Here is a 23,605-nt window from a genome sequence, read left to right as displayed (position 1 = left end):
GCAGGACGCACAACGAACATGTCCGATCCCCGAAACGGCCCCCCGCCGCTGCCCGGATCCGCGCCCGCGACGCCGCCGCCCTTGCCGGCGGCGTCGTTGAATGGACCGGGTTCCCCGCAGGACGTCCCTCCCCTGCCCGGCAGCTTCCCGCTGGACACCTCGACGCTGCCGCAGGCCATCCGCGATGAAGTGGAGGCCCCGGACCCGGTGGCCATCGACACCTCGGCCAGCGAGCTGAAGGACGGCCTCAACCGTTGCCCGAAGTGCGGCGCCACCGACATCCGGCCCAAGGCCGGCACCGACATCCTGGTCTGCCTGTACTGCCGTCACGAATGGCATGGCGCGCGTGTCGAAGAGGAGTTCGGGCTGGGCGAAGCCATCGACCAGCTGCGTGGCACCGTCATCGCCTCCGGCGCGCGTGACATCGACGCCGATACCTCGGCGCTGATGACCTTCAAGTGCACCGGCTGTGGCGCCGAAGTCACGGTCAATACCGAAAGCACGATGACGGCGCGCTGCCACTGGTGCCGGCATGTGTTCGGCGTCAACGAGCAGATCAGCAACGGCGCGGTGCCCGATGCCGTCCTTCCCTTCCATATCAAGAAGGACGATGCCGTCGCGCGCATCCGCCAGTTCGTCGACAAGCGCCGGATGTTCGCGCTGAAGGCGTTCAAGCAGGAGTTCACCCCGGAAAACGTGGTGGGCGTGTTCCTGCCCTACATGATCGTCGATGGCAATGTCAGTGCGGCCGTGGCCGGCAAGGGCGAGATCCAGACCCGCCAGTACACGGTAGGCAGCGAGAAGAACAAGCGCACCGTCTATGACGCCGACATCTATCAGATCGAGCGCCAGGTCGACTTCACCGTGGACGATCTGCCGCTGGAATCCTCCGCCGAGCGCGGCAATCTGGATGTCCGCGCCAACACCAACAACATCATCAACACCATCCTGCCGTTCGACACCAAGAACGCGGTGAAGTGGAATGCCTCGTACCTGGCGGGCTTCACTTCCGAGAAGCGCAACCTGGACGTGGAGAAGCTGCGGCCACGACTTGAAGACCAGCTGCTGTCCATTGCGCGCTCGCAGGTGGAATCTTCGGTACGCGGCTACAACCGTGGCGTGCGCTGGGAGCAGGAACAGCTGGAAGTGCATGGTACCCGCTGGGTATCGATGTACCTGCCGGTCTGGCTGTACTCGTACCACCAGCCCGGCAAGAACGGCGGCATGCTGCACTACATCGCAGTGAACGGCCGTACCGGCGAAACCATGGGCAGCGTGCCGGTGCAGCAATGGAAGATGCTGCTGGCGGCGTTGACCGCCGGCACGGTCATCGAAGCACTGGCAATCCTCATCCTGATGGCAACCTCATGAGCGACGATAGCGGCCTCTGGCTGTTGGCGGCAGGTCCGGCCGGCGCAACCGCGCTGTACTGGGCGCTGTACCGCTATTACCGCAACACCGACAAATCGCATTCCTTCGAGCACGAGACCGAGGTCAAGGCGCAACCGGTCACCGGCTCCAACCAGAAGGTGGGCCAGGTGCGTGGCACCGAGGCCACGCGCATCGAAGGCGACAACGTGTACCAGTACCGGATACGGGTTGCACGGGTAAAGCCCGATCGGTAGAGCCAGGCCATGCCTGGCTGATCGACGACGCCGCAACGACGACGGTGAACGGCTTCAGGCCGCAGCGGTCTCTACCCGCTGTCGTCTGTGGCGTGCTTCGCAGATCGTCGCCGTAGCGCATGCCTATACTACCGCCGCTTCCCATCCGGCCATGGCTGCACCTGCCGGTGGAAGCGGCGGGGCTGGATGTCCCCGTCGGGCCGGCCGCCCTGCTGCCGCCGGCCTTGCCAGTGATTTGTAACCCAACGCGGTTCAACCAATCACCAGGGGGAAGGCTATGCGCTACACACGTCGTGATTTTCTTGCCACCACCGCCAGCGCTTCATTGGCGTCACTGGTCGCGCCCGCAGCCTGGGCCAGCGGCACCACACCGGCCGAAAAGGCCGTGCAGGCCCGCTACCACCGCTACAACGTCACCAGTCCCGAGGGCCAGCGCATGCTGGCCAGCTACGCGCGCGGCATCAATGCCATGCTGAAATTGCCGCCGGACGATCCACGCAACTGGTTCCGCAACGCCTTCGTGCACCTGATGGATTGCCCGCACGGCAACTGGTGGTTCTACGTTTGGCACCGCGGCTATGTCGGCTACTTCGAGCAGACCATCCGCACGCTCAGCGGTGATCCGCAGTTCGCGATGCCCTACTGGGACTGGACCGAGCTGCCGCGTATTCCTCCTGCGATGTTCGATGGCGTACTCACGCCCACCGACAGCGCCTATGCGCCCTATACGCGCAACCTGGCGGTGTTCACCCGGTTCATGCGGCCGGCGCTGCAGCGCTACTGGGACAAGCTCGACGCGGGCCAACGCGGCCAGCTCAAGTTGCGCGGCTATCTCACGGCCGACGATGTCTGGAACGACGTGACCGGATACAGCGCCACGGAGAAGACCGGCATTTCCGGCAATGCGGCCTATGCGATCACCTGTGGTGCCCGCTACCTGTGGCGCGAGAATCCGGGCTTCGATGCCAAGACGGCCTCGGCGGTGTCTCCCGACACGATCCATGCGGGGCTGTCGCCGGTGGACTTCTACAATGCCGATGTAAGCCGCAGCTTCACCAGTTCACGCACGGCGTCGCACGTGGTGCCGCCTGATGGCGCCACGAAATTCTCGGTGCTTGAGGGTTTCCCGCACAACAAGGTGCACAACTGCATCGGCGGTGTCGGCGCGGTCGATCCCGGTCCCTACGGCAACATGACCAACTTCCTGTCGCCGCTGGACCCCATCTTCTACCTGCACCACGCCAACATGGACCGCCTGTGGGACGTGTGGAACCAGCTGCAACAATCGCGGGGCAAGCCGATCATGCCGGTCGACGTCGACCAGCGACGCCAGTTCATGAACGAGCCGTTCCGCTTCTTCGTCAATGCCCAGGGCGGCTTCGTCGGTGAGCGTCCGGCAAGCGCGTTTTTCTCCACCACCGCCTTCGACTACGACTACGTCTATCCCGGCCGCAACGACCTGCTGCAGGCGGCAGCGCTGCCTGCAGCCGCCGGTGCGGTACGGCTGGTCCGCGGCACCCGGTCCGATGGCGCCGTCCGCGTCGCGATTCCCAACGAAGCGGTGCGCGCGCACCTGGCCACGTCCGCACCGCGCCAGCTGATTGCCGAAGTCACGCTGGAGCGCCCACAGGGGTTGAACAATACGCGCGAGTTCGACGTCCTGGTCAATGCACCCGCCGGCACCTCGGCTGTTGCCGCCGACAGCCCCTATTACGCGGGCACGGTCTCGTTCTTCGGGCCCAGCATGCCGGGCATGGACCACAGCCATCCCACCACCTTTGCGGTGCCCTTGCCGCAGAAGCTGGGAGCGCTGCAGGCAGTCAAGGCCGCCGATGACGGCACGACCACGCTGGAGATCCGCCTGGTCGCATCGACCGGCCAGGCACCGCAGACGTTCCCGGTGCTGGACGCCTCGATCCCGGTCGCACCGCTGCAACCCTGATGGACCCGGGCGGGTGCCGGCCTGGCCGGCATCCGTCCGGCACACCACGACCCTCAGCCCGCCTGCCCCAGCCGCACCTTCAGCTGCTGGATCTCCTGCTCGCTCACCCCGATCGACTTCAGGTAGCCTTCGGCGCTGCCGTACTGGCTGTGCAGCGCGGCGAGGAACTGCTCCATGTTGTCCGGTGCGGTACCGGACATGCCGGCCATCTTGCGGCCGATCTCCGGGTTCTGCTTGATCAGCGCCATGATCTGGGCGTTCATCGCGCTGTCCTTCGGCTGCCCTTCCAGGTAGTACGCGGAAATCGCGTAGTTGTGCACGATCTCGGCCTTCGGCACGCCAGCCAGGTCCAGCAGCAGGCCGGCGATGATCCCGGTGCGGTCCTTGCCCGCGGTGCAATGGAACAGCACCGCGCCGTCCTGCTGCGCGGCGATGCGCTGGAACACCTGCTTGAACTGCGGCTGGCTATGGCCCAGCCACTGCACATAGGCCTCGCCCAGTGAATCCGGGAAGCTGGTCATCATCTTCTGCAGGTCCATCTTCTCGGTGCCCATCAGCGAGATGCGCTGATAGTCGAAGCGATCATCCTTGGCCAGCAGGTCTGGCGACTGTGCCTCTTCGTCCGCGGTGCGCAGGTCGATGTCCAGCTTCACGCCGGCAGCGGCCAATGCATCGCGATCGGCGTCGGTCAGCCGGCCGAGATCGGCGGTACGCACGAACGCAGTAGCCGGAATCGGGCCGTGGCGGCCCTGCAGGCCGGCAAAGGTGCGCACGTTCCACGCCCCCTGCAGCGGAAGTACGCGCTGCGCATCGGCGGCCACCGGCTTCACATTGGCGGCAGCAGCCGGCTTCGCGGCAACGGCCTGCGGTGCGTCTGCGGCCACGGCGCTCGCCGCCAGTGGCAGGCTGAGCATCACGGCCAGGGCAAGTTCGGTAGAGCGGTGCTTCATGGGAGTCTCCGTTCGAATCAGAAGTTGACGGCCACATCCAGGCCGAAGGTGCGGGGGTCGTTGAAGATGCCGGTCTGGCCCAGCGCCGGGCTGTTGAGCTTGTAGAACAGGTGCTGCTCATCCAGCAGGTTGCGTGCCCACAGCGAGAACGACATCGTGGTGCCGGTGCTGTTCACCGGCACATCCACCAGCGCCACGCGGGCGTTCACCACGAACGAACTGTCAGTGAGCATCTGGTCGTACTCGCTGGTGTAGTAGCCATCGGACCAGTTGCCGTCCACATGGAACTTCAGCGCCGAGAAGTTGGCGAACGGCACCAGGTAGTCGGCTGACAGGCTGCCCGCGTTCTTCGGCGCCAGCAGCGGCTGCACGGTCACCTGCACGCCCGCACCGAAGGGGTCCGTGGCGGTCTGCGCATCGATCTTCGTATACGCGTAGTTGAGGCCGAGCGTGAGGTTGTCCACCGGCATCACGCTGAACTCCAGCTCCGCACCGCGCGACTTCCCATCACTCAGTGCATTGGTGGTGACCATGGTGGTGCGGGTTTCACCGCTGTTCGGGTCGAACGGCAGCGAGAAGTCCATCTGCTTGTGCGCGATGGTCGAATCGAACACCGCAAGGTTCAAGCGCGCACGGTTGTCCCAGAACTGCGATTTGAAGCCCAGCTCATAGGCGGTCACCTCTTCCGGGCCGAACGCGGTGTAGTTGGTCGACCGCGAGTTGGCACCACCGGCCTTGAAGCCAGTGCTGTACCTGGCGTAGACCATCGCGTGCTCGCCCAGGTCGTAGGCGATGTTGACCATCGGGTCGAAGCGGCTCCAGCGGTCCTTGAAGGCGAGACTCGTCGCCGCACCGTTGACGATGTACAGGCTGCCCTTCTTGTCATCGCGGGTGTAGCGGCCCCCGGCGGTCAGGTGCAGGCCCGGCATCGCCTCCGGGGTCCACGTGGCCTGGCCGAACACGCCCAGGCTGTCGGTCCACGCCTTGCTGGCGCGGTCGATGCGCACCCGCGACAGGTCCAGCGGGTTGGTGGCCGGGTTCAGCGTGTAGCTGTTACCGCCCGGCCCCCAAACCAGCATGTTGGGCGTCTGCGCATTGTCACCCGCGGTCTCGTGGTAGTAGAACGCGCCGCCGAGGAACTGCACCTGCGCGGTGTTGCCGATCAGCTGGAACTCCTGGCTGTACTGGTGCTGGTAGACCTGGGCCAGGCTGTAGCGGCCGAACGGCGTACCCGCGCCACCGTAGGCCGAGATCGCATCGACCAGTCCCATGTCGAACTGGCCCTGGGTCAGTTCACGATAGGAACTGATCGACTTCAGCTCCAGGTTCTCGTTCAAGGTCCACGACAGGTTCAACAGATGGCCACTGGTGCGGCCGATGTTGTCTTCCTGCGGGCCGCCCAGGATGGCGCTGTCGCGGCGGTCGAGACTGGCCCCGGCCTTCTGCAGCGGGCTGAGGTAGGCGCCGGGCACCAGCACCTGGGTGTGGTACGGCGTGGTCGCATCGTAGGAACGGTCGAACGCGTACAGCAGCGAGAAACCATCGCTCGGCTGCCACAGTGCGCTCAACCGAGCGCCACGCTTGTCGTAGCTGTTGAAGTCGCGCTCGCCGCGCATCGGGTTGTCGGTGGTGCCGCCACGCTTGGCCTGCACCGCGTCGATCTTGAAGCTGACATCGCCCAGCTTGGGCAGGTCCAGGTGCAGCGCGCTGTTGTAGCCGCTGTAGTTGGACACACCGGCACTGACGCGGCCGCCGAATTCACCGGTCGGCGCCTTGGTCACGATGCTGACCGCACCGCCTTCGGTGTTGCGGCCGAACAACGTGCCCTGCGGTCCCTTCAGCACTTCAATGCGCTCCACGTCGTAGAGCATGCTGCCCAGGCCCTGCGCGCGGCCCATGAACACGCCGTCGACGTAGATGCCGACGCCGGCATCGCGCGCCGGCTGGTTGGCATCGCCGGACGCACCGATGCCACGGATGCCGATGTTCAGCGCCGAACTGCGGGTCGCGAACGGGGTCACCCGCAGCGAAGGAATCGAGCCATCGGACAGGCTGCCCAGCGAAATCGCGCTGCGATCCTTCAACGCCTCGGCATCGACCACCGACACCGAAATCGGGGTTTCCTGCAGGTTGGTGGCGCGTTTCTGCGCGGTCACCACCACCTGGTCAAGCGCCACCACGGTTCGCGCCGCGTCGGCGGAGGCAGTGGCACCGGCTTCGGCATGGGGGCCGTCTTCGGCATGGGCCATCGCCGGCAGCGCGGCGGCGATGGCGAGGGTGAGCAGCGGGCGGTGCAGCGTGGCGTAGCGCATCGGACTCGTTCGCGGAAGGAGAAGGCCGGCGCAGTCTGGGAGTCGGGAATTACAAATGAATGACCGTTCATTCACACCTTTTGTGACGTACTATCCCGTCTCTGGACGCCCTGACCTCCCGCAATGACGCCAAAGCCCGCCGTAGCCCCACCCGTTGATGACGCCGCCGCCGCACACGCCGAGGCCCAGCGCCGGCGCATCCTCGATGCCGCCCAGAAGTGCTTCATCACTCGCGGCTTCCACGCCGGTTCCATCGGCGATATCGCCGCCGAGGCCGAGATCAGCCAAGGGCTGATGTACCGCTATTTCGCCAACAAGCGGACCTTGATCCTGGCCCTGATCGAGCGCCAGCTGCGCCACGACCAGGCGTCGATCAGCGAGATGCCGGCGGCGTCCGATCTGGTCGATGGCCTGCTGGAGTGCTACCGGCAGTGGGCGCGCGGCGCCGTTCTACCGATCCACGGCAATGCCATCGCCAGCGTGGCGCTGTACGCCGAAATCAACGCCGAAGCGCACCGCGACCCGATGCTGGCCCAGGTACTGCGCACCCACGACAAGCAGACCAGCGCTGCCATCCATGCCTGGCTGCGCCAGCACGATGCGCGCCTGGGCCGGCCGATTGACGAGGAAGCCATCGCCGGGCGCACCCTGCTGCTGCGGCTGCTGGTGGAGGGCCTGGCCATGCGCGCCGTGCGCGACCCGGACCTGCCACCGGCACGCGTGCGCGCCCTGCTGGCCGATGCGATTGGCCGCGTGATGGCCGATTGAATTGCCGGCCAGCGGCCGGCACTACCCCGCCTCTGCACCGTGCCGCTTGCCTGCCACCGATGAAGCGGTAGTGCCGGCCGCTGGCCGGCAGCTTCACCGGCAAGCCGTCACACTGCAGGCTTCTCCCACAGAGCCCGCCCCTGCCGTGCTGGATGGATTGCCGCCGCACTGGAAGATTCTCCCCCGCCGCTTCTACCAGCGCCCGTCCACCGAGGTTGCGCCGGAGCTGCTCAACAAGCTGCTGGTACGCGACGATGGACGCGCGGCCCGCATCGTGGAGGTCGAAGCCTACGCCGGCAGCGTGGACCCGGCCGCGCATTCCTACCGCGGGCCGACCCCGCGCACCGCCAGCATGTTCGGCGAAGCCGGGCACCTGTACGTCTACTTCACCTATGGCATGCACTGGGGCAGCAATGTGGTGTGTGGCGAGATCGGCGAAGGGGTGGCCGTGCTGCTGCGTGCCGCCGAGCCGCTGGCCGGGCTGGAGTACATGCGCGAATTGCGCCCGGCTGCCAGGCGCGACCACGATCTGGCCAGCGGCCCGGGCAAACTCTCCCAGGCGTTCGGGCTGGACCGCCGCTTCGACGGTGCCGATCTGGTGACCGGCAACCAGGGCATCGTCATCGCCAGCGATGGCACCGCGCCCCCGCTCGACCCGGTGGTCGGCCCGCGTATCGGCATCACGCGCGCCGTGGAGTTTCCGTGGCGCTGGCACGTTCGCGACCACCGTCACGTTTCAGTGCGCCCACCCCGCTCGCCCCGCAAGCGATGACACCGGTGCCTCACGTTGGCATCACCCGGCCGTGGCGATACATAACGCGGTACGCACTAGCGTAGCGCCTGACAGCCGCCGAAGCCGCCCTCGCCACCCAGCCCTGAAAAGCGCCATGGACGAAGCCGAACGACTGCTTGAACTTGACCGGCTGCACCTGCTGGACACCCCGCCGGAACCCGTGTTTGACGCCATCGTGGCCGCCGCTCGTGCCGCCACCGGCATGACCATGGCGCTGATCTCGGTGGTGGCCGACGAGCGCCAGTGGTTCAAGGCCAACATCGGGCTGGACGGGGTCAGCGAGACCGCACGCGAAATCTCGTTCTGCACGCACACCATCCAGCAGGATGCGCTGTTCGAGATTCCCGACGCCCGCCAGGACCCGCGCTTCGCCAGCAATCCACTGGTCACCGGCGGCCCCCGCATCCGCCACTACGCCGGCATCTCGCTGGGCTCTGCGCACGGTGCGCGCGTCGGCACGCTGTGCCTGCTCGACCCGATGCCCGGCGTGCTGTCGCCGTCGCAGCGCGAACTGATGGTGCACCTGGCCCGGGTCACTACCCAGGTGCTGGAACAGCGCAGCACGCTGATGGCGCAGGTCGGCCAGGCCAAGGCCCTGCACCGCGAACTGAAGCGCAGCGAGGATTTCCTGGAACGCACCAACCGCGCCGCGCGGGTGGGCGGCTGGGAACTGGATCTGGCCAGCAACGAGGTGCGCTGGACCCGCGAGACCAAGCTGATCCACGGCGTGCGCAGCACCTTTGAACCCACCCTGGAAACCGCGCTGTCGTTCTATCGCGAAGACAGCCGCAACATCATCCGCACCGCCGTGCAGCGCTGCATCGACGAAGGCACCTCCTGGGAAGTGCAGCTGCCGATGACCACCGCCGACGACCGCGACATCTGGACGCGCGTGGTCGGCGGCCGGCAGCAGGTCGATGGGCGCCCGCGCCTGGTCGGGGCCATCCAGGACATCACCGAAGAGCGCGCCGCACTGGATGCGCTGGAAGCCAGCGAAACCCGCTACCGGCGTTTGTTCCACTACAGCCTGGGGCTGATCTGCACGCACACGCTGGAAGGCGTGCTGACCTCGGTGAATCCGGCCGCGGTGCAATCGCTGGGCTTCGATGAGAGCTACATGATCGGGCGCAGCCTGTGTGACCTGATGCCGCCGGAGAAGCACGCTGCGTTCAAGGCGTATCTTGCACGCATTGCGGTCAACCACACCGATGCCGGCGTGATCGAACTGATCGCCGCCGATGGCACCCGCCACTTCTGGGCCTATCACAACGTGCTCGACAGCGAGGCCAGCCCGCCCTATGTGCTGGGCCACGCGCAGGACGTCACCGCGCTGCGCATGCAGGAACAGCAGCTGCGCGAGATGTCCTTCAAGGACCCGCTCACCCAGAGCTACAACCGCCGCTTCCTGCCACGGTTGGACGAGTTGGCCGACCAGCCCTGGGCCTGCCTGATGTTCGACCTCGATCACTTCAAGCAGATCAACGACACCCAGGGCCATGCGCGCGGCGATACCGTGCTGGTGGAGTTCGCCGCCTTCCTGCGCTCGCCGCTGGGTGCGGCGGAAAACGTGGTGCGCATGGGCGGCGACGAGTTCATGGTGGTGTTGATCACCCCGGACACGGGGCGGCTGGCGGTGCTGGAACAGTGGTATCTGCAGCATGCCGCGCAGTCGCCGACGCCGTTCTCACTCGGTGCGACGCACCACACGCCTGGCGAATCAGTGGGCGATACCCTGCAGCGTGCCGACAGCCGGTTGTATCGCGAACGCGCACGTGTGCGCAGGCATCCTCGACCGGCTTCCTGACGGGCCACAGCCGCTACGTGGCATCGCACGCAATGTCGTGATTGGCGCGCCTCGATCATCCGCTGCGCGGGTGCATCCACATTCCAATAATTTCGAACTTTCCAACTATTCTCATTGGCAGCCAAGGCGCTGCATGCAAATCATATCCAGCCACCGACAACGGGTGGCACGGGCTTCCAATCCCGTTTGACTAATGTTGTTTACGCTTGCCTGTCGGCGTCGTCCAATCCCTCTGGAAGGCGCCGGCAGGCACTCTGTCCGCGCATCTATGGCGGGCGGTGCGTGGGGGCCTCGTGCCCGCCGGAGCTTTGGCAACGTTAGTCACCGGTATTGGAACCATGCACCGTCCGCCACCCTTGCTGTCAAGCAGGGTGGCTCCTTCGCGTAACGCATAAGGAAACCGCCATGAGCGCCGACCGCTACCCGTACCTGTTCGCCACCCTCGGTGATGTCGCCAGCCAGTTGCCCGACACCCTCGCCGAGCCGCTGGAAACCACCCTCGCCGCCAATCCCGCCGCCAACGGCATCACCCTGCTGGACTGCCTGCAACGCATCCGCGACGTGGAAGCGGCCGACGGCCAGCCCTTGCAGCGCAAGGGGCGCGCACCGGGGCAATGCGTGGCGCTGGCGCGCATCAACCGCGCCAACGCCGGGCTCACCGTGCTGCTGGAGCTGCTGCACGCCAGCGAGCGCGTGCGCGTGGATGGCGAAGAGGCGCAGCAGGTGGGCAACGACGTGCGCGAGGGCCTGCTGCTGGCGTGCAGGGGCCTGTCGGAATATGTGGACACGCAGGTCTACGTGGCCTGACCGATGGCGCCGGTCCTATCCCGGCGCTAACCACAGGCGCGCATCGCGTCATTCCGCGGCCAACGCCTGGATCGGGTCCAGCTGCGCCGCACTGCGTGCCGGGAAGTAGCCGAAGCCGAGCCCGATCGCCGACGAGCACGCCAGCGCGGCCAGTACCGGCCCCGCAGTGAACAGGAACGGCACGCCCAGCGACAGCAGGCTGGACAGCGCCCCCACCGCGAACGCGAACAACACGCCCAGCACGCCACCGAACAGGCAGATCAGCACCGCCTCGATCAGGAACTGGCGCAGGATGTCGCCCTGGCGCGCGCCCACCGCCAGCCGCACGCCGATCTCGCGCACGCGCTCCTTCACCGACACCAGCATGATGTTCATCACCCCCACCCCACCCACCACCAGCGCCACCGCCGCGATGGCGGAGACCAGCGCGGCCATGGTCTGGCTGGACTTCATCACCGCCTTGCGGATCTGGTCGGCGTTGTAGATGAAGAAATCGCGGCGCCCATGCAGGCGTTGCAGCTCGGCCCCCAGCGATGCCTCGGCGGCGTTGGTCGGCACGTTGTCGCGCACGCGCACGGTGATGCTCTCCAGGCGCTGGCTGCCCAGCAGCCGCGAGGCGGCCGAGGTGTACGGCACGTAGACCGTGGGCGTTGCGCCGCCGGCAAAGGCATTCGCACCCACCACACCGATCACCTCCACCGGCATGCCGCCCAGCAGCACCGTGCTGCCGATCGGGTTACCGGCGAACAATGCCTTCGCAGCCTTCTGGTCGACCACGCCCACGGCGCGATGCGCGTCCACTTCGTCAGTGGTGAAGAAGCGCCCGGCCTTCAGCCGCAGCCCGCGGACGCGCGGCAGATCCGCTCCTACGCCCAGCACCTGGGTATTGGCGCGACGGCTGCCCTGCAACGCCGCCACCGATCCGCTCAGGTTGGGGCTGACACTGTCCACGTAACTCAATGCGGCCAGATGGTCGGCGTCGCCCACCACCAGTGTCTCGATCTCCGCCGAGCGCGGGTCGCCGAAATCGGCGCCGGGGTAGATCTCCAGCGTGCTGGCGCCCAGCTCGTTGATCTGCGACTCGACCTGGGCCTGCGCGCCCTTGCCCAGCGCCACCACGGTCACCACCGCAGCAACGCCGATGATGATGCCTAGCATGGTCAGCAACGTGCGCAGCCGATGGGCCAGCATTGAACGCACGGCCATCCGCGCCGCTTCGCGCACTGCGTCCATCCGGGCGCGGCGTTCGGCAAGCGGCGCAGGTCTGTGTTCGGATGCGCGTGCGGAGTGCGCGGCCTGCGTCCTGCGTTCGCCCCGGTCGGCCACCACCCGGCCGTCGGCGATCTCGATCACCCGTGCAGCGTTTGCCGCAATCGCTGCGTCGTGCGTTACCAGGATCACCGTATGGCCCTGCGCGTGCAGGCGCTTCAGCTCGGCCATCACCTGCTGGCCACTGGCATGATCCAGCGCGCCGGTCGGCTCATCGGCCAGCACAATGGCGCCGCCGTTCATCAGCGAACGCGCGATGGACACGCGCTGCTGCTGGCCGCCGGACAGCTGGCTCGGCCGGTTCGCGGTGCGCTCGCCCAGGCCCAGTGTTTCCAGCAGCGAGCGTGCACGGGCAGTGCGCGTATCTGCATCCACGCCGGCATACACCGCCGGCAGCGCCACGTTCTCGGTGGCGCTCAGGTTCTCCATCAGGTTGTAGCGCTGGAAGATGAAACCGAAATGCTCGCGGCGCAGCCGTGCCAGCGCATCCGGCGCCATCTGCTCGGTGGCCTCGCCGTTCACCCGGTAGCTGCCCTCGGTCGGCCGGTCGAGGCAGCCGAGGATGTTCATCAGCGTGGATTTGCCGGACCCCGACGGGCCGATGATGGCGATGAACTCACCGGCATCGATGCGCAACGAAACGTCCTTCAGCACCACCACTTCACCGGCGGCGGAGCGATAGGCGCGCGACACCGCGCGCAGCTCCAGCAGTGCGTCGGCCATGCTCACATCCCCAGCAGGCTGGTCGGTTCGGTGTCGGCGCCACTGGGCGCCTGGCCGACCACCACATTCTCGCCCTCGCGCAGGCCGGTCAGGATCTGCACGGCAGTGGCGGTGCGCAGGCCGGTGGTCACCGCACGTTCGCGGGCGCGCCCCTTGGCATCAACCACCTGCACGGTAGCGCGCTGGCCCTGTGTGTCGGCCGACTCGGTCAGCGCCGTCAGCGGTACCTGCAACGCGTTGGCCGCCCGCGCCAGCTGCAGGGTCACCTTCACCGTCATCGACGGCTTCAGCGCCAGGCCCGGGTTGGCCACATCGAACAGGCCGGCGTAGTACACCGCCTTCGGCGTCTGTGCAGAGCCGCCCGCAGCGCCGGTGGCCGCCTCGGCAATCGAGGACGGCGCCGGCTCAAGCTGCTGAAGGTGGGATTCATAGCGGCGTCCGCTCGGCCCCAGTGTCGAGAACCACAACGGCTGCCCCGGCGCCACCAGTTCCACATCAGCCTCGGCGATCTCGGCACGCACCGTCATCGTGTCCATCTGTGCCAGCATCACGATGGTCGGCGTGGTCTGCATCGAATTCAGCGTCTGCCCAGCCTTGGTGACAATCGCAACGATGTAGCCGTCAGTGGGCGAAACAATGCGGGTGTAGCCCAGGTTGATCCGTGCGGTTTCCACCTGGGTCAGCGCCTGGTCGATCTGCGCCTGCAGCGCAGCCACGTCGGCGCGGGCGGCATCACGGGCCACCCGTGCGGTTTCAAAACCTTCCTGCGAGACCAGCCGCGACGCCACCAGCTGCGACTGCCGCTCGAACACACGGCTGGCCTGCACGTAGCGGGCCTGGCTGGCGGTGTGCTGGGCGCGCAGCGTACTGGTGGCGGCCTCGGCGCTGCGCAGCGCGATGCGCTGTGGTTGTGAATCGACCTCGGCAATCAGGTCGCCGGCCTGCACGCGCTGGCCCAGCACCACATGCAGGCGCTTGACCTGCCCCGACACCTGCGCGCCCACCGCCACCAGTTCCTTGGGATTGACCCGGCCCACCGCCTGCACGGTCTTTTCCAGGTCGGCCACCCGGGCCGGCGCGGTGATCAGCGCGGCCTCGTCGCCATTGGCGAGTGCCCACGCGACGGCGCCGGCAGCCAACGTGGCCACGGCGACAACAATGATCCAGGTCCTGCGCTTGCTCATCGAAAGGCCCAGTTGCACGCAGTCGCCCGGTGCGACCGCTGAGCCCCCAGTCTGCTGGCCGCGTGTGGACGTCTTCTGCAGCCAGCATGGAGATTGCGTGGAGAGGGCGCCGCCGTTCAGGCAGGCGGCCCGCAGCTGAACGTCGCCGCGCGTGTCCATGAAATCTCGACACAATCTCGACCGAGTCTCCATCAACGGCCGCTAGCCTCGTCGGCCTCGCCGACTGGCCGCCACCGCAACGCTGCGCATCACGCAATGAAACACGCCCTCCGTACCCGCCAGCCACCGCTGGTGCTGATTGCCGAGGATGAAGGCGAGATCGCCGACATCCTGGGTGCCTACCTGGACCGTTCCGGCCTGCGCAGCGCCCGTGCCGCCGACGGCGAAGCCGCCCTCGCCGCCCACCGCCAGCTGCGCCCGGACCTGGTGCTGCTGGACGTGCAGATGCCCCGGCTGGATGGCTGGCAGGTGCTGAGCGAACTGCGCCGGCGGGGCAACACCCCGGTGATCATGCTCACCGCGCTGGACCAGGATGTGGACAAACTGACCGGCCTGCGCGTGGGCGCCGACGACTACGTAGCCAAGCCGTTCAATCCGGCCGAGATCGTGGCACGCATCCAGGCCGTACTGCGCCGCAGTGCCAGGGCGGTGGCCGAGGAACCCAACGGACTGATCCGGCAGGGGCCGTTCGAGATCGACCTGCGCAGTCACGACGTGACCGTGCGCAGCGGCGACCAGCTGCATGCATTGACCTTCACCCTCACCGAGTTCCGCCTGCTGGTGCACATGGCCCGCGCCCCCCGCCAGGTACATACGCGGGTGGACCTGCTGCACGCCTGCCTGCCCGAGGGCGATACCCAGGAACGCACCGTCGACAGCCATGTCAGCAAACTGCGGCGCAAGCTTGAGGAGGTGGGCGTGATCGGCATTCCCGCCACCATCCGCGGCGTCGGCTACCGCTTCCTGGACTGAATGATGAACCCCAAAGGCAAGAGCATCGGACGCCAGATCACGCTGTCCATCACCGTCGCCTCGCTGTGCTCGACGGTGCTGTCGATCAGCGGCTTCTACCTGTTCTACTACCTGATGGAGGTGTTCTATCCGCGCTGGTATGACCAGCCGGAAACCATCATGCCGTCCGGCCTGGAATGGCTGTGGATCGGCCTGACCGCCAGCGTGGTCGTCATCTTCGCCACGCTGGTCGCCTCGCGGCTGACCCGGCGCATCATCACCCCGTTGAATTCGGTGGCCGAGAGCCTGCGCCGGGTGGCCAGCGGCGATCTGGACGCGCGTGCACGCGGCGGTGGCACCACGATGGCCGAAGCGGCCACGCTGGTCAGCGATTTCAACTCGATGGCCGAGCGCCTCAGCCGCATGTCCGAGAACCGGGTGTTCTGGAATGCAGCGATCGCGCACGAACTGCGTACGCCGATGACCATCCTGCGCGGCCGCCTGCAGGGCATCGCCGAGGGCGTGTTCGAACCGGGGCCGGAACAGTTCAACAGCATGCTCACCCAGCTGGAGGGCCTGACCCGCATCATCGAGGACCTACGCGTGGTCAGCCTGGCCGAGAGCGGCCACCTGGACCTGCGGCTGCAGCGCAGCGATGTCAGCGTGCAGGTGGCGGCAGTGGTGGAAGCCATGTCCGAGACACTCACCGAAAGTGGCTTCTCGGTGACACTGGAGGCGCGCCCGGCGCTGGCCGACTGCGATCCGGCGCGCATCCGCCAGGCGGTGCTGGCGCTGCTGGAAAACGCACGCCGCCATGCCATTCCCTGCCCGCTGCGGGTGCGCGTCATCCTGGCCGAAGGGCATTGCACCGTGGCCGTGGAAGACGGCGGTCCTGGTGTTCCGGATGAACTGCGCGACAGCATCTTCGAAGCGTTCCAGCGCACCGACGTCTCACGTTCACGGCAGAGCGGTGGCTCCGGGTTGGGCCTGGCCGTGGTGCGGGCGATTGCCGTGGCCCATCACGGAACGGCGCGATGCCGCGCGACCGAGCGTGGCGGTAGTGCATTCGAACTGCGCTGGCCGGTGCACGCGCGGCGGTGAAGCCCTCGTAGCGGCCCACCCTGGTGGGCACCACGCCCTCCGCTGAACACCGCGGTTGTCTCCACGCGATCTCCATCGTCCCTCCATGCCCGCTCCAAACGGCTGCCGATACTGGGCATGACCGGGCAGATGGCAGGCATCCATCCCCTGCCCTGTCTCCGTCCCCTCCAGGCATCCCGATGAAACACCCCCACGATCCGGCGGCGGCCGCCGGCAGCATCGGCCAGCAGAATGCGGCCGCCACCCTCAAAGCGATCCTGCGCACCTACCCCTGGCAGCTCACCGGTACGTTCTCGCTGGTCGCGCTGGAGAACGCGCTGCTGCTGGCCTACCCCCTGTTTGCCGGCTTCGCGGTGGACGCGATCATCCGCGGCGACATCGGCCACGCCATCTCCTATGCCGGCGTGGTGCTGTTGTTCTGGCTGGTCGGTGCCGCCCGCCGTGCGGTGGATACGCGCACCTTCACCCGCATCTATGCCGACCTGGCAGTGAATGTGGTGCAGGCACAGCGGCGTCTCGGCCACGCTACCTCCACCTCCGCCGCACGCGTGGTGCTGGCGCGCGAGTTCGTCGACTTCTTCGAGAAGCACGTGCCAATCATCGCCACCGCGCTGGTGTCGATGTTCGGCGCGGCCGCGATGCTGCTGGCGATCGAACCCGTAGTGGGCGCTGCAAGCCTGGTCGCCCTGCTGGGCGCACTGTTGCTGCTGCCGTCATTCGCGCGCCGCAACGAGCAGCTGCATGGGCGCCTGAACAACCGGCTGGAACATGAAATCCGCCTGGTCGACCGGGTCAGCCCCTCGGTGCTGCGCCGTCACTACACCACGCTGTCGCGACTGCGCATCCTGTTGTCCGACCGCGAAGCGGGCGCCTTCGTGGTGGTCGGCGCAGCCGCCGCGGTGCTGTTCGCGCTGACCATCGGCCGCCTCGCCACCACCGACGGGGTGACCCCGGGCCATGTGTACGCAGTGATGACCTACCTGTGGACGTTCGTCGGCAGCCTGGATGATGCGCCGTCGATGGTGGACCAACTGGCGCGCTTGAAGGACATCGGTCGTCGGGTCAGCCCGGGCATGGAGGATGCGGAGCATGACCGGTAGCTGCCCACCTGGAATGAGCGTTACCCAGGGGCTGCCATGCGCCCGCACATCGCCAATGCTCCGATGATCAATGCTTCCATGCTGCGGTCGAACTCGGCCTGCTGTGCCTTCCGATCCAAGGTCCGGCGCGTGGTATCCACCAGCGCATGCCGGGAATACACGGTGTCGGCCAGCGCCACGGCGTGATAGCCCACGGTCGACAGCAGCCATGCCGCCTGTTCCAGCGGCAGGCCATGCACGCGACTGAATTCGGCATGGTGGCGCTGGATGCGCGCCAGCATCTCCGGCGTCTTCGCGCCGTGGCTGACCAGGAACGGGGCCAGGCCCGGATTGTCATCCACCAGCGCCCGCAATGAGCGCTGGAACGCACGCAGATCCTCCACGATGCTGCGCTGCCCAGCGGCATCCAGCGCCGGTGCCTGCCAACGCTCGAAGATCGCCTCGGCCACCAGCTCGCGCAGTGCCGCCAGATTCGCCACATGCTTGTACAGCGCGATATGGCTGACACCCAGTGCCGCCGCCACGCCGACGAAGCTCAGCCCCGGCAGCGTCATGGCAATGCCGGCGTCGGCGATGCGCTCGCGGGTGATGCTGGGCGGTCGCCCACGGGCAGCGGTCTTTTTTGGTGCAGCCATGCGGTAACGGTTCCTGCGTGATGCGCGGGCAAGGGCTGTCATGGTGGTCCGCCGCCACGCAGTGGTCAACGCGTCGCGTGTCGTTCGGACAGGCCCGGGTTGCGGTGCGATCAATTTAGTTTACTATGATGTAACTAATTCGCATCTGCAGTGTCCAGGATCGTTGTCGATGTCCGCGCCCCCCACTTCAATCACCCCGGCCGGGCCGCTGCGCAGCGCCGACCATGATCGCGGCCTGCAGGCGCTGCAGGTCCAGGTGGTCGCGGTTGTGCTGCCGTGCGCCAGCCTGCTGCGCCTCCTGGTCCAGCTGCCGGAACACGCAGAACTTGCACCTTGGCAGCGTGCCAACACCGCGGTGCGCATCCAGCTGGGCGCCGGGTTCGGCGATGTATCACGGATCTACACCGTGCGCAGCGTCGATGCCGCCACTCGCCAGTTCACCCTGGACGTAGTGCTGCACGAGGCGCCGGGGCCGATGCTGGCGTGGGTACGTGCGCTGCGCCCCGGTGATGCCTTCGATCTGACCGGGCCGCGCCCCCATCTCCAGGTGCCGCAGCGCGAAGGCACCTGCGCGCTGCTGTTCGCAGACCAGAGCGCCATCCCAGCCCTGTTTGCCCTGCTGCAGCAGTGGCCTGTCGGTCAGCGTGCGCGGGCCTGGGTCAGCTCGGAGGATGCTTTCCCGGTAGACGAGCTGCCGCACCTCGACGGTGTCTGCGTGCATCGCCTTACCACCGGTGACGCGCCCTTGCTGCAGCAGGCGCGCCAACAGCAGCCGCCGCCTGGCAGCACGGTCTGGGCGGCCGGGGAGCGCGAGGAAATGCGCGCCCTGCGCCGCCACTTCATCGAAACGGTCGGCCTGCCACGCACCGATGTTGCCGTTGCCGGCTACTGGAAGCGTGGCGAGACCACCACCGAAACCGACCGGCGTCGCCGCCGCAACTACGAGCGCGTGCTGGCGCGCGGCGGTGGCCTGCAGGACCTCGACGACCTCGCCGACGATATCTGATCCACACGGCAGCATCCGCGCCACGCGCTTCGTTCCACCCAGCCACAGATCGCCCACGCACCTCGCGTGCAGCACTGCCCCAGCGGCAGCGCCGTGCCCTCTGCCAGCCATTCCACAGCCCGCGTCGTCCTGCCCCGGCAGGTCACCGACGGCGCCGTGCTGGCCGATCGCACGACCCACCACACGAGAACCGCCATGTCCCTCCCCCTGCGAACCCTGCCTCTCCCACGCCGCTCCGCGCTGCCCGTGGCCGCGCGTGCAGCGTTGCTGCCCACCCTGTTGATCGCCATCGCCGCCCACGCCAACGATGCACCCGATGGCGCCCGCCAGTTGCCCACCGTGAACGTGCGCGCCGACAAGACCGCACCCACCGATGCCTATGCGGGTGGACAGGTCACGCGCGGCAGCCGCGTCGGCCTGCTCGGCGAGCTCGACTTCATGGACACGCCGTTCAACACCACCCGCTACACCGCCGAATTCATCGACAACATCCAGGCGCCGGACCTGGTACGGGTCATCGCGCTGACCGACCCCAGCGTCTACAGCAGTGGCTCCAGTGGTGGCATCACCGACTACTTCAACATCCGCGGTTTCGGTGTCGCCTCGTCGGATATCGGATTCGGTGGCCTCTACGGGCTGATTCCCTACTACCGCGTCACCCCGGAGCTGGCCGAGAGCATCGAGGTGCTGAAGGGCCCGTCCGCGCTGCTCAACGGCATGCCGCCGGGCGGCTCGGTGGGCGGTGCGGTGAACCTGGTGCCCAAGCGTGCTGGCGACACGCCGTTGACCCGCTTCACTGCCAGTTATGGCAGCGACACGCAGTGGGGCGGTCATCTGGATGTCGGCCGCCGCTTTGGCGCGGGCAAGCAGTTCGGCGTGCGCCTCAATGCCGTGCACCGCGACGGCGACACCGCCACCGACCACCAGCAGCACAAGACGCAGCTGGCCTCGCTCGGCCTGGACTGGCGTGGTGAGCGCTCGCAGGTGTCGCTGGACCTGCTCAGCAGCCGCGACCATGTGGATGGCCTCAACCGTGGCGTGTCGCTGTCGCCCGGCCTGGCGGTGCCCCGACCGCCGAAGGCCAGCACCCTGTTCGCACCGGACTGGACCTTCAGCACCGTCAAGGACCAGGCCGCCGCGCTGCGCTGGTCGTTCGACATCAACCACCACCTGCAGGCGCATGCCAGTTACGGGCACGGCCACACCGATTTCGACTCCATCGCCAGCGCCACCACGCTGATCACCAACGCAGCCGGCGACTTCCGCAACAACTTCGCCCACCAGCGCTTCATCTACAGCAAGGACACCGCCGAAGCCGGCCTCTCGGCACGGTTCCGCACCGGTGCGGTCGATCATGCACTGGCGATCAGTGCAGCGTGGTACCAGCACGACCAGAAATTCGGCTTCAAGCGCAACCTGCTGGCCAGGGATTGGGTGACCAACATCTACAACCCGCAGTGGGGCCCGGCCATTGATCGAAGCTTCAGTGATGCGTCGCTGCCGAAGACCGCGGAAGTGCGCACCACCAGCGTGGGCATCGCCGATACGCTGTCCTTCATCGATGATCGCGTACAGCTGACCCTGGGCATCCGTCACCAGACCGTACTCAGCGATACCTTCGATGGCAGCACCGGCAAGCGCACTGCACGCTACGACGCCAGCGCCAATACTCCGGCCGGTGCACTGCTGTTCAAGGCCAACGATCGCCTGTCGCTGTATGCCAACTACATCGAAGGCCTGAGCCAGGGCAGCACCGCCCCGGCCACCGCCGCCAACGCTGGCGACGTGTTCCCGCCGTACAAGACGCGCCAGCGCGAGGTCGGTGCCAAGGTTGACTTCGGTCGCCTGGCCAGTGTGCTGAGCGTGTACGAGATCGAGAAGCCCGGCGCCTACACCGACCCGGCCACCAACGTGTTCTCGTCCGGCGGCCAGCAACGCAACCGTGGCGTGGAATGGACCGTGTTCGGCCAGGCCACCGAACAGCTGCGCGTGCTCGGCGGCATCGGCTGGCTGCAGCCGAAGCTGACCCGCACCCAGGGCGGCATCAACCAGGGCCGCCTGGCCACCGCCACCCCGCAGTGGCAGGGCAAACTGGGCGTGGAATGGGATGTGCCCGCCGTGGCCGGCCTCACCCTCACCGGCAATGCAGTCAGCCTGTCCAAGGGCTACATCAACGCAGACAACAGCCAGTGGGTGGCGGGCCGCACCGTGTTCGACCTCGGCGCCCGCTATGCACTGCAGGCCGCCGGTCACCCGCTGGTGCTGCGTGCCAGCGTGCAGAACCTCACCAACAAGGCGTACTGGGCCGGCAGCCTCGGCTCCGGGCTGGGCACGCCGCGCACCGCGCTGCTGTCGGCCACCGTCGATTTCTGATGCCTGATACACGGGCGCCCCGCCATCGCGCAGGGCGCCCCGGAGAACTGATGTGAGCGTTTCCCGTACCGCTTCCGTGCTGGCCTGGCTGCCGCTGGTCTCACGCATCCTCGCCGCGCTGTTCGGTGGCTATGCCTTGGCTGCCCTGTGCAGCATCGCCGCGCTGGCGCTGCCCATCGATGGCCGCCAAGCCGTGTTCACCGGCATGCTTGCCAGCTTCCTGCTGTATGCCGGCGCCGTGGTCTGGGTATTCGCAGTGCGCTCGGCATGGCGTGCGTGGCTGGGCCTGGTCATCGCCGCGTTGCCGCTGTGGTTGATCGCACAAACGGTTGGCGACGGAGGCGGGGCATGAGCCAGGTCGATCGCTCCCCGAAGCCACGCGGTATCCGCCAGACCATGTCCGACCTGCATATCTGGGTGGGGCTGCTGGCCGGCTGGATCCTGTACGCGATGTTCCTCACCGGCACCGCCAGCTACTTCCGCGACGAGCTCTCGCGCTACACCCGGCCGGAAATCGCCACACCGTCTACGTTGCCGGACGCGGCTGCGGTCGCGCAGCGTACCGTCACGGCGATCATGGCCGACACACCTGCAGCCAGCCAGATCAACCTCAGCCTGCCCAGCCAGCGCATGCCATGGGTGTCGGCGATGTGGGCCAGCCCTGGCGGACGTGGCCGCCACGGTTTCGACTCGGGCCTGTTCGATGCCAGCACCGGTGCACCGCTGCAGGCCCGCGATACGGGTGGTGGCGACTTCTTCTACGCCTTCCACTTCAACCTGCACTACATGCCGGCCATGTGGGGCCGCTGGATCGTCGGCCTGTGTGCGATGTTCATGCTGGTGGCCATCGTCAGCGGCGTGATCACCCACAAGAAGATCTTCGCCGACTTCTTCACCTTCCGCTGGGGCAAGGGCCAGCGCTCGTGGCTGGACGGTCACGCCGCGGTCTCGGTGCTCGGCCTGCCCTTCCATTTCATGATCACCTGGAGCGGGCTGGTGATGCTGGCGGTGCTGTACATGCCGTGGGGCCTGGCCAAACTGCCGGACAAACGCCAGCAGGCCGAAGTGATCAGCGAGATGCGCCTGTTCCTGCCGCCGCAGAAGCCAGCAGGCCACCCTGCCCCGCTCACCGACGTCGGTGCGCTGGTGCAACAGGCCGAGCAGCGCTGGGGCACTGGCGCTGCAGGCAGCGTGCAGGTACAGAATCCCGGCGACGAGAACGCACGCGTGGCCGTGGTGCGCGCGCAGTCCAGCCGTGTTTCCACCACCCCGAACTACCTGCTGTTCGACGGCAGCGATGGGCAGCTGCTGCAGATCAAGGAACACTCAGGCGTCGCCGCCGATACCCAGGGCGTGCTGTATGGCCTGCACCTGGGCCGCTTCGCCGATGCCACCCTGCGCTGGTTGTACTTCATCGTCAGCCTGGCCGGCACCGCCATGGTCGGCACTGGGCTTGTGCTGTGGACGGTCAAGCGACGCGCGCAGCTGCCCGATCCGCAACGGCCCTACTTCGGTTTCCGCCTGGTCGAGCGGCTCAACATCGCCACCGTCGCCGGGCTGTCGGTGGCGATGGCCGCCTACCTGTGGGCCAACCGCCTGCTGCCGGTCGCCATGGACAGCCGCGCGGCCTGGGAGATGCATCTGTTCTTCCTGGCCTGGGCGGCCATGTTCGTGCACGCCGCGCTGCGTACAGCGAAGCGCGCGTGGATCGAACAGTTTCTGCTGGCGGCACTGCTGCTGGCGCTGTTGCCAGTACTGACTGCGATGACCACCTCGCACCCACTGTGGCACGCGCTGGCGATGGGCGATTGGGCGTTTGCCGGGACCGACCTGACCCTGCTGGCATTGGCCGCCCTGCACTCGTTACTGGCTTGGCGCACCTGGCGGCATGCGCCAAAGGCGAAGCGCGCAAGGCCGTCTGCAGCGTCACGCAATGCGGTACCGGAGGCCGGCGCATGATCCACCTCATTCTCTTCGTGTTGTCAGTAGCGGCGTTCGCCTGCCTTGCGCTTTCGATGGAACGCCATCAGCGGGACGTGGTGCGTCGCGTGCTGAGCGCGCAGGCGACCCAGCAGCTGCGGGCCATGGGTTGGGCGCTGCTGGTGTTCAGCACCGTATTCGCAATGCGCGGGCTGGGGGTGGGATCTGGTCTGGCCGCACTATCCGGCCACACCAGCGTGGCCGCCGGCGTAGTGGTGTTGGCGATGGTGGCGCATGCACGACGGTATCGGTAGATGCCCACCAGACTAGTTTGGAATTGCT

General features: G+C 67.2%; 20 protein-coding genes. 15 read left to right on the top strand and 5 right to left on the bottom strand.

Annotated elements, in window-relative coordinates; translation table 11 throughout:
- The first annotated feature begins 18 nt into the window (after positions 1-18).
- From QRO93_RS04235 to QRO93_RS04225, 3 genes are all read left to right on the top strand, one after another.
- On the top strand, positions 19-1,371 hold the full coding sequence (locus tag QRO93_RS04235) for a hypothetical protein (protein WP_053449831.1): 1,353 nt from the start codon (positions 19-21) through the stop codon (positions 1,369-1,371).
- Positions 1,368-1,625 (top strand): hypothetical protein, encoded by a 258-nt coding sequence (locus QRO93_RS04230; protein WP_164087945.1) that lies wholly within the window; start codon positions 1,368-1,370, stop codon positions 1,623-1,625. The genes QRO93_RS04235 and QRO93_RS04230 overlap by 4 nt, the downstream gene beginning before the upstream one ends.
- A 277-nt stretch (positions 1,626-1,902) precedes the next feature.
- Entirely contained in the window at positions 1,903-3,567 is a 1,665-nt protein-coding gene (locus QRO93_RS04225) for a tyrosinase family protein (protein ID WP_180878590.1), read from the top strand.
- 53 nt (positions 3,568-3,620) lie between these two features.
- Here QRO93_RS04225 and QRO93_RS04220 read toward each other — a convergent pair whose 3' ends face one another.
- Complete coding sequence (locus QRO93_RS04220) at positions 3,621-4,517, bottom strand: tyrosine-protein phosphatase (RefSeq protein WP_180878591.1); 897 nt, start codon at positions 4,515-4,517, stop codon at positions 3,621-3,623.
- A gap of 17 nt (positions 4,518-4,534) precedes the next feature.
- The gene (locus QRO93_RS04215) at positions 4,535-6,829 is read right to left on the bottom strand and encodes a TonB-dependent receptor (protein WP_180878592.1); all 2,295 of its coding nucleotides are present in this window, start codon (positions 6,827-6,829) and stop codon (positions 4,535-4,537) included.
- Between the two features lie 123 nt (positions 6,830-6,952).
- On the opposite strand from QRO93_RS04215, the gene QRO93_RS04210 reads away from it, so the two are divergent.
- From QRO93_RS04210 to QRO93_RS04195, 4 genes are all read left to right on the top strand, one after another.
- A complete protein-coding gene (locus QRO93_RS04210; protein ID WP_053449836.1) occupies positions 6,953-7,597 on the top strand; it encodes a TetR/AcrR family transcriptional regulator in 645 nt (214 codons plus the stop codon).
- Positions 7,598-7,742: 145 nt separating this feature from the next.
- On the top strand, positions 7,743-8,369 hold the full coding sequence (locus QRO93_RS04205; RefSeq protein ID WP_049457113.1) for a DNA-3-methyladenine glycosylase: 627 nt from the start codon (positions 7,743-7,745) through the stop codon (positions 8,367-8,369).
- A gap of 115 nt (positions 8,370-8,484) precedes the next feature.
- A complete protein-coding gene (locus QRO93_RS04200) occupies positions 8,485-10,194 on the top strand; it encodes a diguanylate cyclase (RefSeq protein ID WP_053511941.1) in 1,710 nt (569 codons plus the stop codon).
- A gap of 405 nt (positions 10,195-10,599) precedes the next feature.
- Positions 10,600-11,001: a hypothetical protein gene (locus QRO93_RS04195; RefSeq protein WP_180878593.1), complete on the top strand. Its 402-nt coding sequence runs from the start codon at positions 10,600-10,602 to the stop codon at positions 10,999-11,001.
- Positions 11,002-11,049: 48 nt separating this feature from the next.
- Here QRO93_RS04195 and QRO93_RS04190 read toward each other — a convergent pair whose 3' ends face one another.
- Complete coding sequence (locus QRO93_RS04190; RefSeq protein WP_180878594.1) at positions 11,050-12,993, bottom strand: MacB family efflux pump subunit; 1,944 nt, start codon at positions 12,991-12,993, stop codon at positions 11,050-11,052.
- Between the two features lie 2 nt (positions 12,994-12,995).
- Positions 12,996-14,177, bottom strand: a complete 1,182-nt coding sequence (locus QRO93_RS04185; RefSeq protein WP_180878595.1) for an efflux RND transporter periplasmic adaptor subunit — start codon at positions 14,175-14,177, stop codon at positions 12,996-12,998.
- Positions 14,178-14,432: 255 nt separating this feature from the next.
- Between QRO93_RS04185 and QRO93_RS04180 the strand changes: the two genes are divergently transcribed.
- The 3 genes from QRO93_RS04180 (at position 14,433) to QRO93_RS04170 (ending at position 17,329) form a co-directional block, all read left to right on the top strand.
- Complete coding sequence (locus QRO93_RS04180) at positions 14,433-15,149, top strand: response regulator (protein ID WP_180878596.1); 717 nt, start codon at positions 14,433-14,435, stop codon at positions 15,147-15,149.
- 3 nt (positions 15,150-15,152) lie between these two features.
- Positions 15,153-16,229: an ATP-binding protein gene (locus tag QRO93_RS04175; protein WP_180878597.1), complete on the top strand. Its 1,077-nt coding sequence runs from the start codon at positions 15,153-15,155 to the stop codon at positions 16,227-16,229.
- A 179-nt stretch (positions 16,230-16,408) separates the two neighbouring features.
- The gene (locus QRO93_RS04170; protein WP_053449842.1) at positions 16,409-17,329 is read left to right on the top strand and encodes an ABC transporter six-transmembrane domain-containing protein; all 921 of its coding nucleotides are present in this window, start codon (positions 16,409-16,411) and stop codon (positions 17,327-17,329) included.
- A gap of 20 nt (positions 17,330-17,349) precedes the next feature.
- Here QRO93_RS04170 and QRO93_RS04165 read toward each other — a convergent pair whose 3' ends face one another.
- Positions 17,350-17,964 carry a TetR/AcrR family transcriptional regulator gene (locus QRO93_RS04165; RefSeq protein ID WP_180878599.1) on the bottom strand — a complete coding sequence of 205 codons (615 nt, stop codon included), beginning with the start codon at positions 17,962-17,964 and terminating at the stop codon, positions 17,350-17,352.
- Between the two features lie 169 nt (positions 17,965-18,133).
- Between QRO93_RS04165 and QRO93_RS04160 the strand changes: the two genes are divergently transcribed.
- The 5 genes from QRO93_RS04160 (at position 18,134) to QRO93_RS04140 (ending at position 23,577) form a co-directional block, all read left to right on the top strand.
- Entirely contained in the window at positions 18,134-18,970 is an 837-nt protein-coding gene (locus tag QRO93_RS04160) for a siderophore-interacting protein (RefSeq protein ID WP_180878600.1), read from the top strand.
- Positions 18,971-19,165: 195 nt separating this feature from the next.
- Positions 19,166-21,343: a TonB-dependent siderophore receptor gene (locus tag QRO93_RS04155; RefSeq protein ID WP_180878601.1), complete on the top strand. Its 2,178-nt coding sequence runs from the start codon at positions 19,166-19,168 to the stop codon at positions 21,341-21,343.
- A gap of 52 nt (positions 21,344-21,395) precedes the next feature.
- Complete coding sequence (locus QRO93_RS04150; RefSeq protein WP_053449845.1) at positions 21,396-21,695, top strand: DUF3649 domain-containing protein; 300 nt, start codon at positions 21,396-21,398, stop codon at positions 21,693-21,695.
- On the top strand, positions 21,692-23,302 hold the full coding sequence (locus tag QRO93_RS04145; protein ID WP_164086406.1) for a PepSY domain-containing protein: 1,611 nt from the start codon (positions 21,692-21,694) through the stop codon (positions 23,300-23,302). Before QRO93_RS04150 ends, QRO93_RS04145 begins: the two co-directional genes overlap by 4 nt.
- Positions 23,299-23,577, top strand: a complete 279-nt coding sequence (locus tag QRO93_RS04140; protein ID WP_053449847.1) for a DUF3325 domain-containing protein — start codon at positions 23,299-23,301, stop codon at positions 23,575-23,577. The genes QRO93_RS04145 and QRO93_RS04140 overlap by 4 nt, the downstream gene beginning before the upstream one ends.
- The last annotated feature ends 28 nt before the right edge of the window (positions 23,578-23,605 follow it).

This window comes from Stenotrophomonas maltophilia group sp. Smal17 (assembly GCF_030237045.1).
Classification (GTDB): Bacteria; Pseudomonadota; Gammaproteobacteria; order Xanthomonadales; family Xanthomonadaceae; genus Stenotrophomonas; species Stenotrophomonas forensis.
Note: the sequence above shows the minus strand (reverse complement) of the source record. Positions and strands in the feature narration are given on the sequence as shown.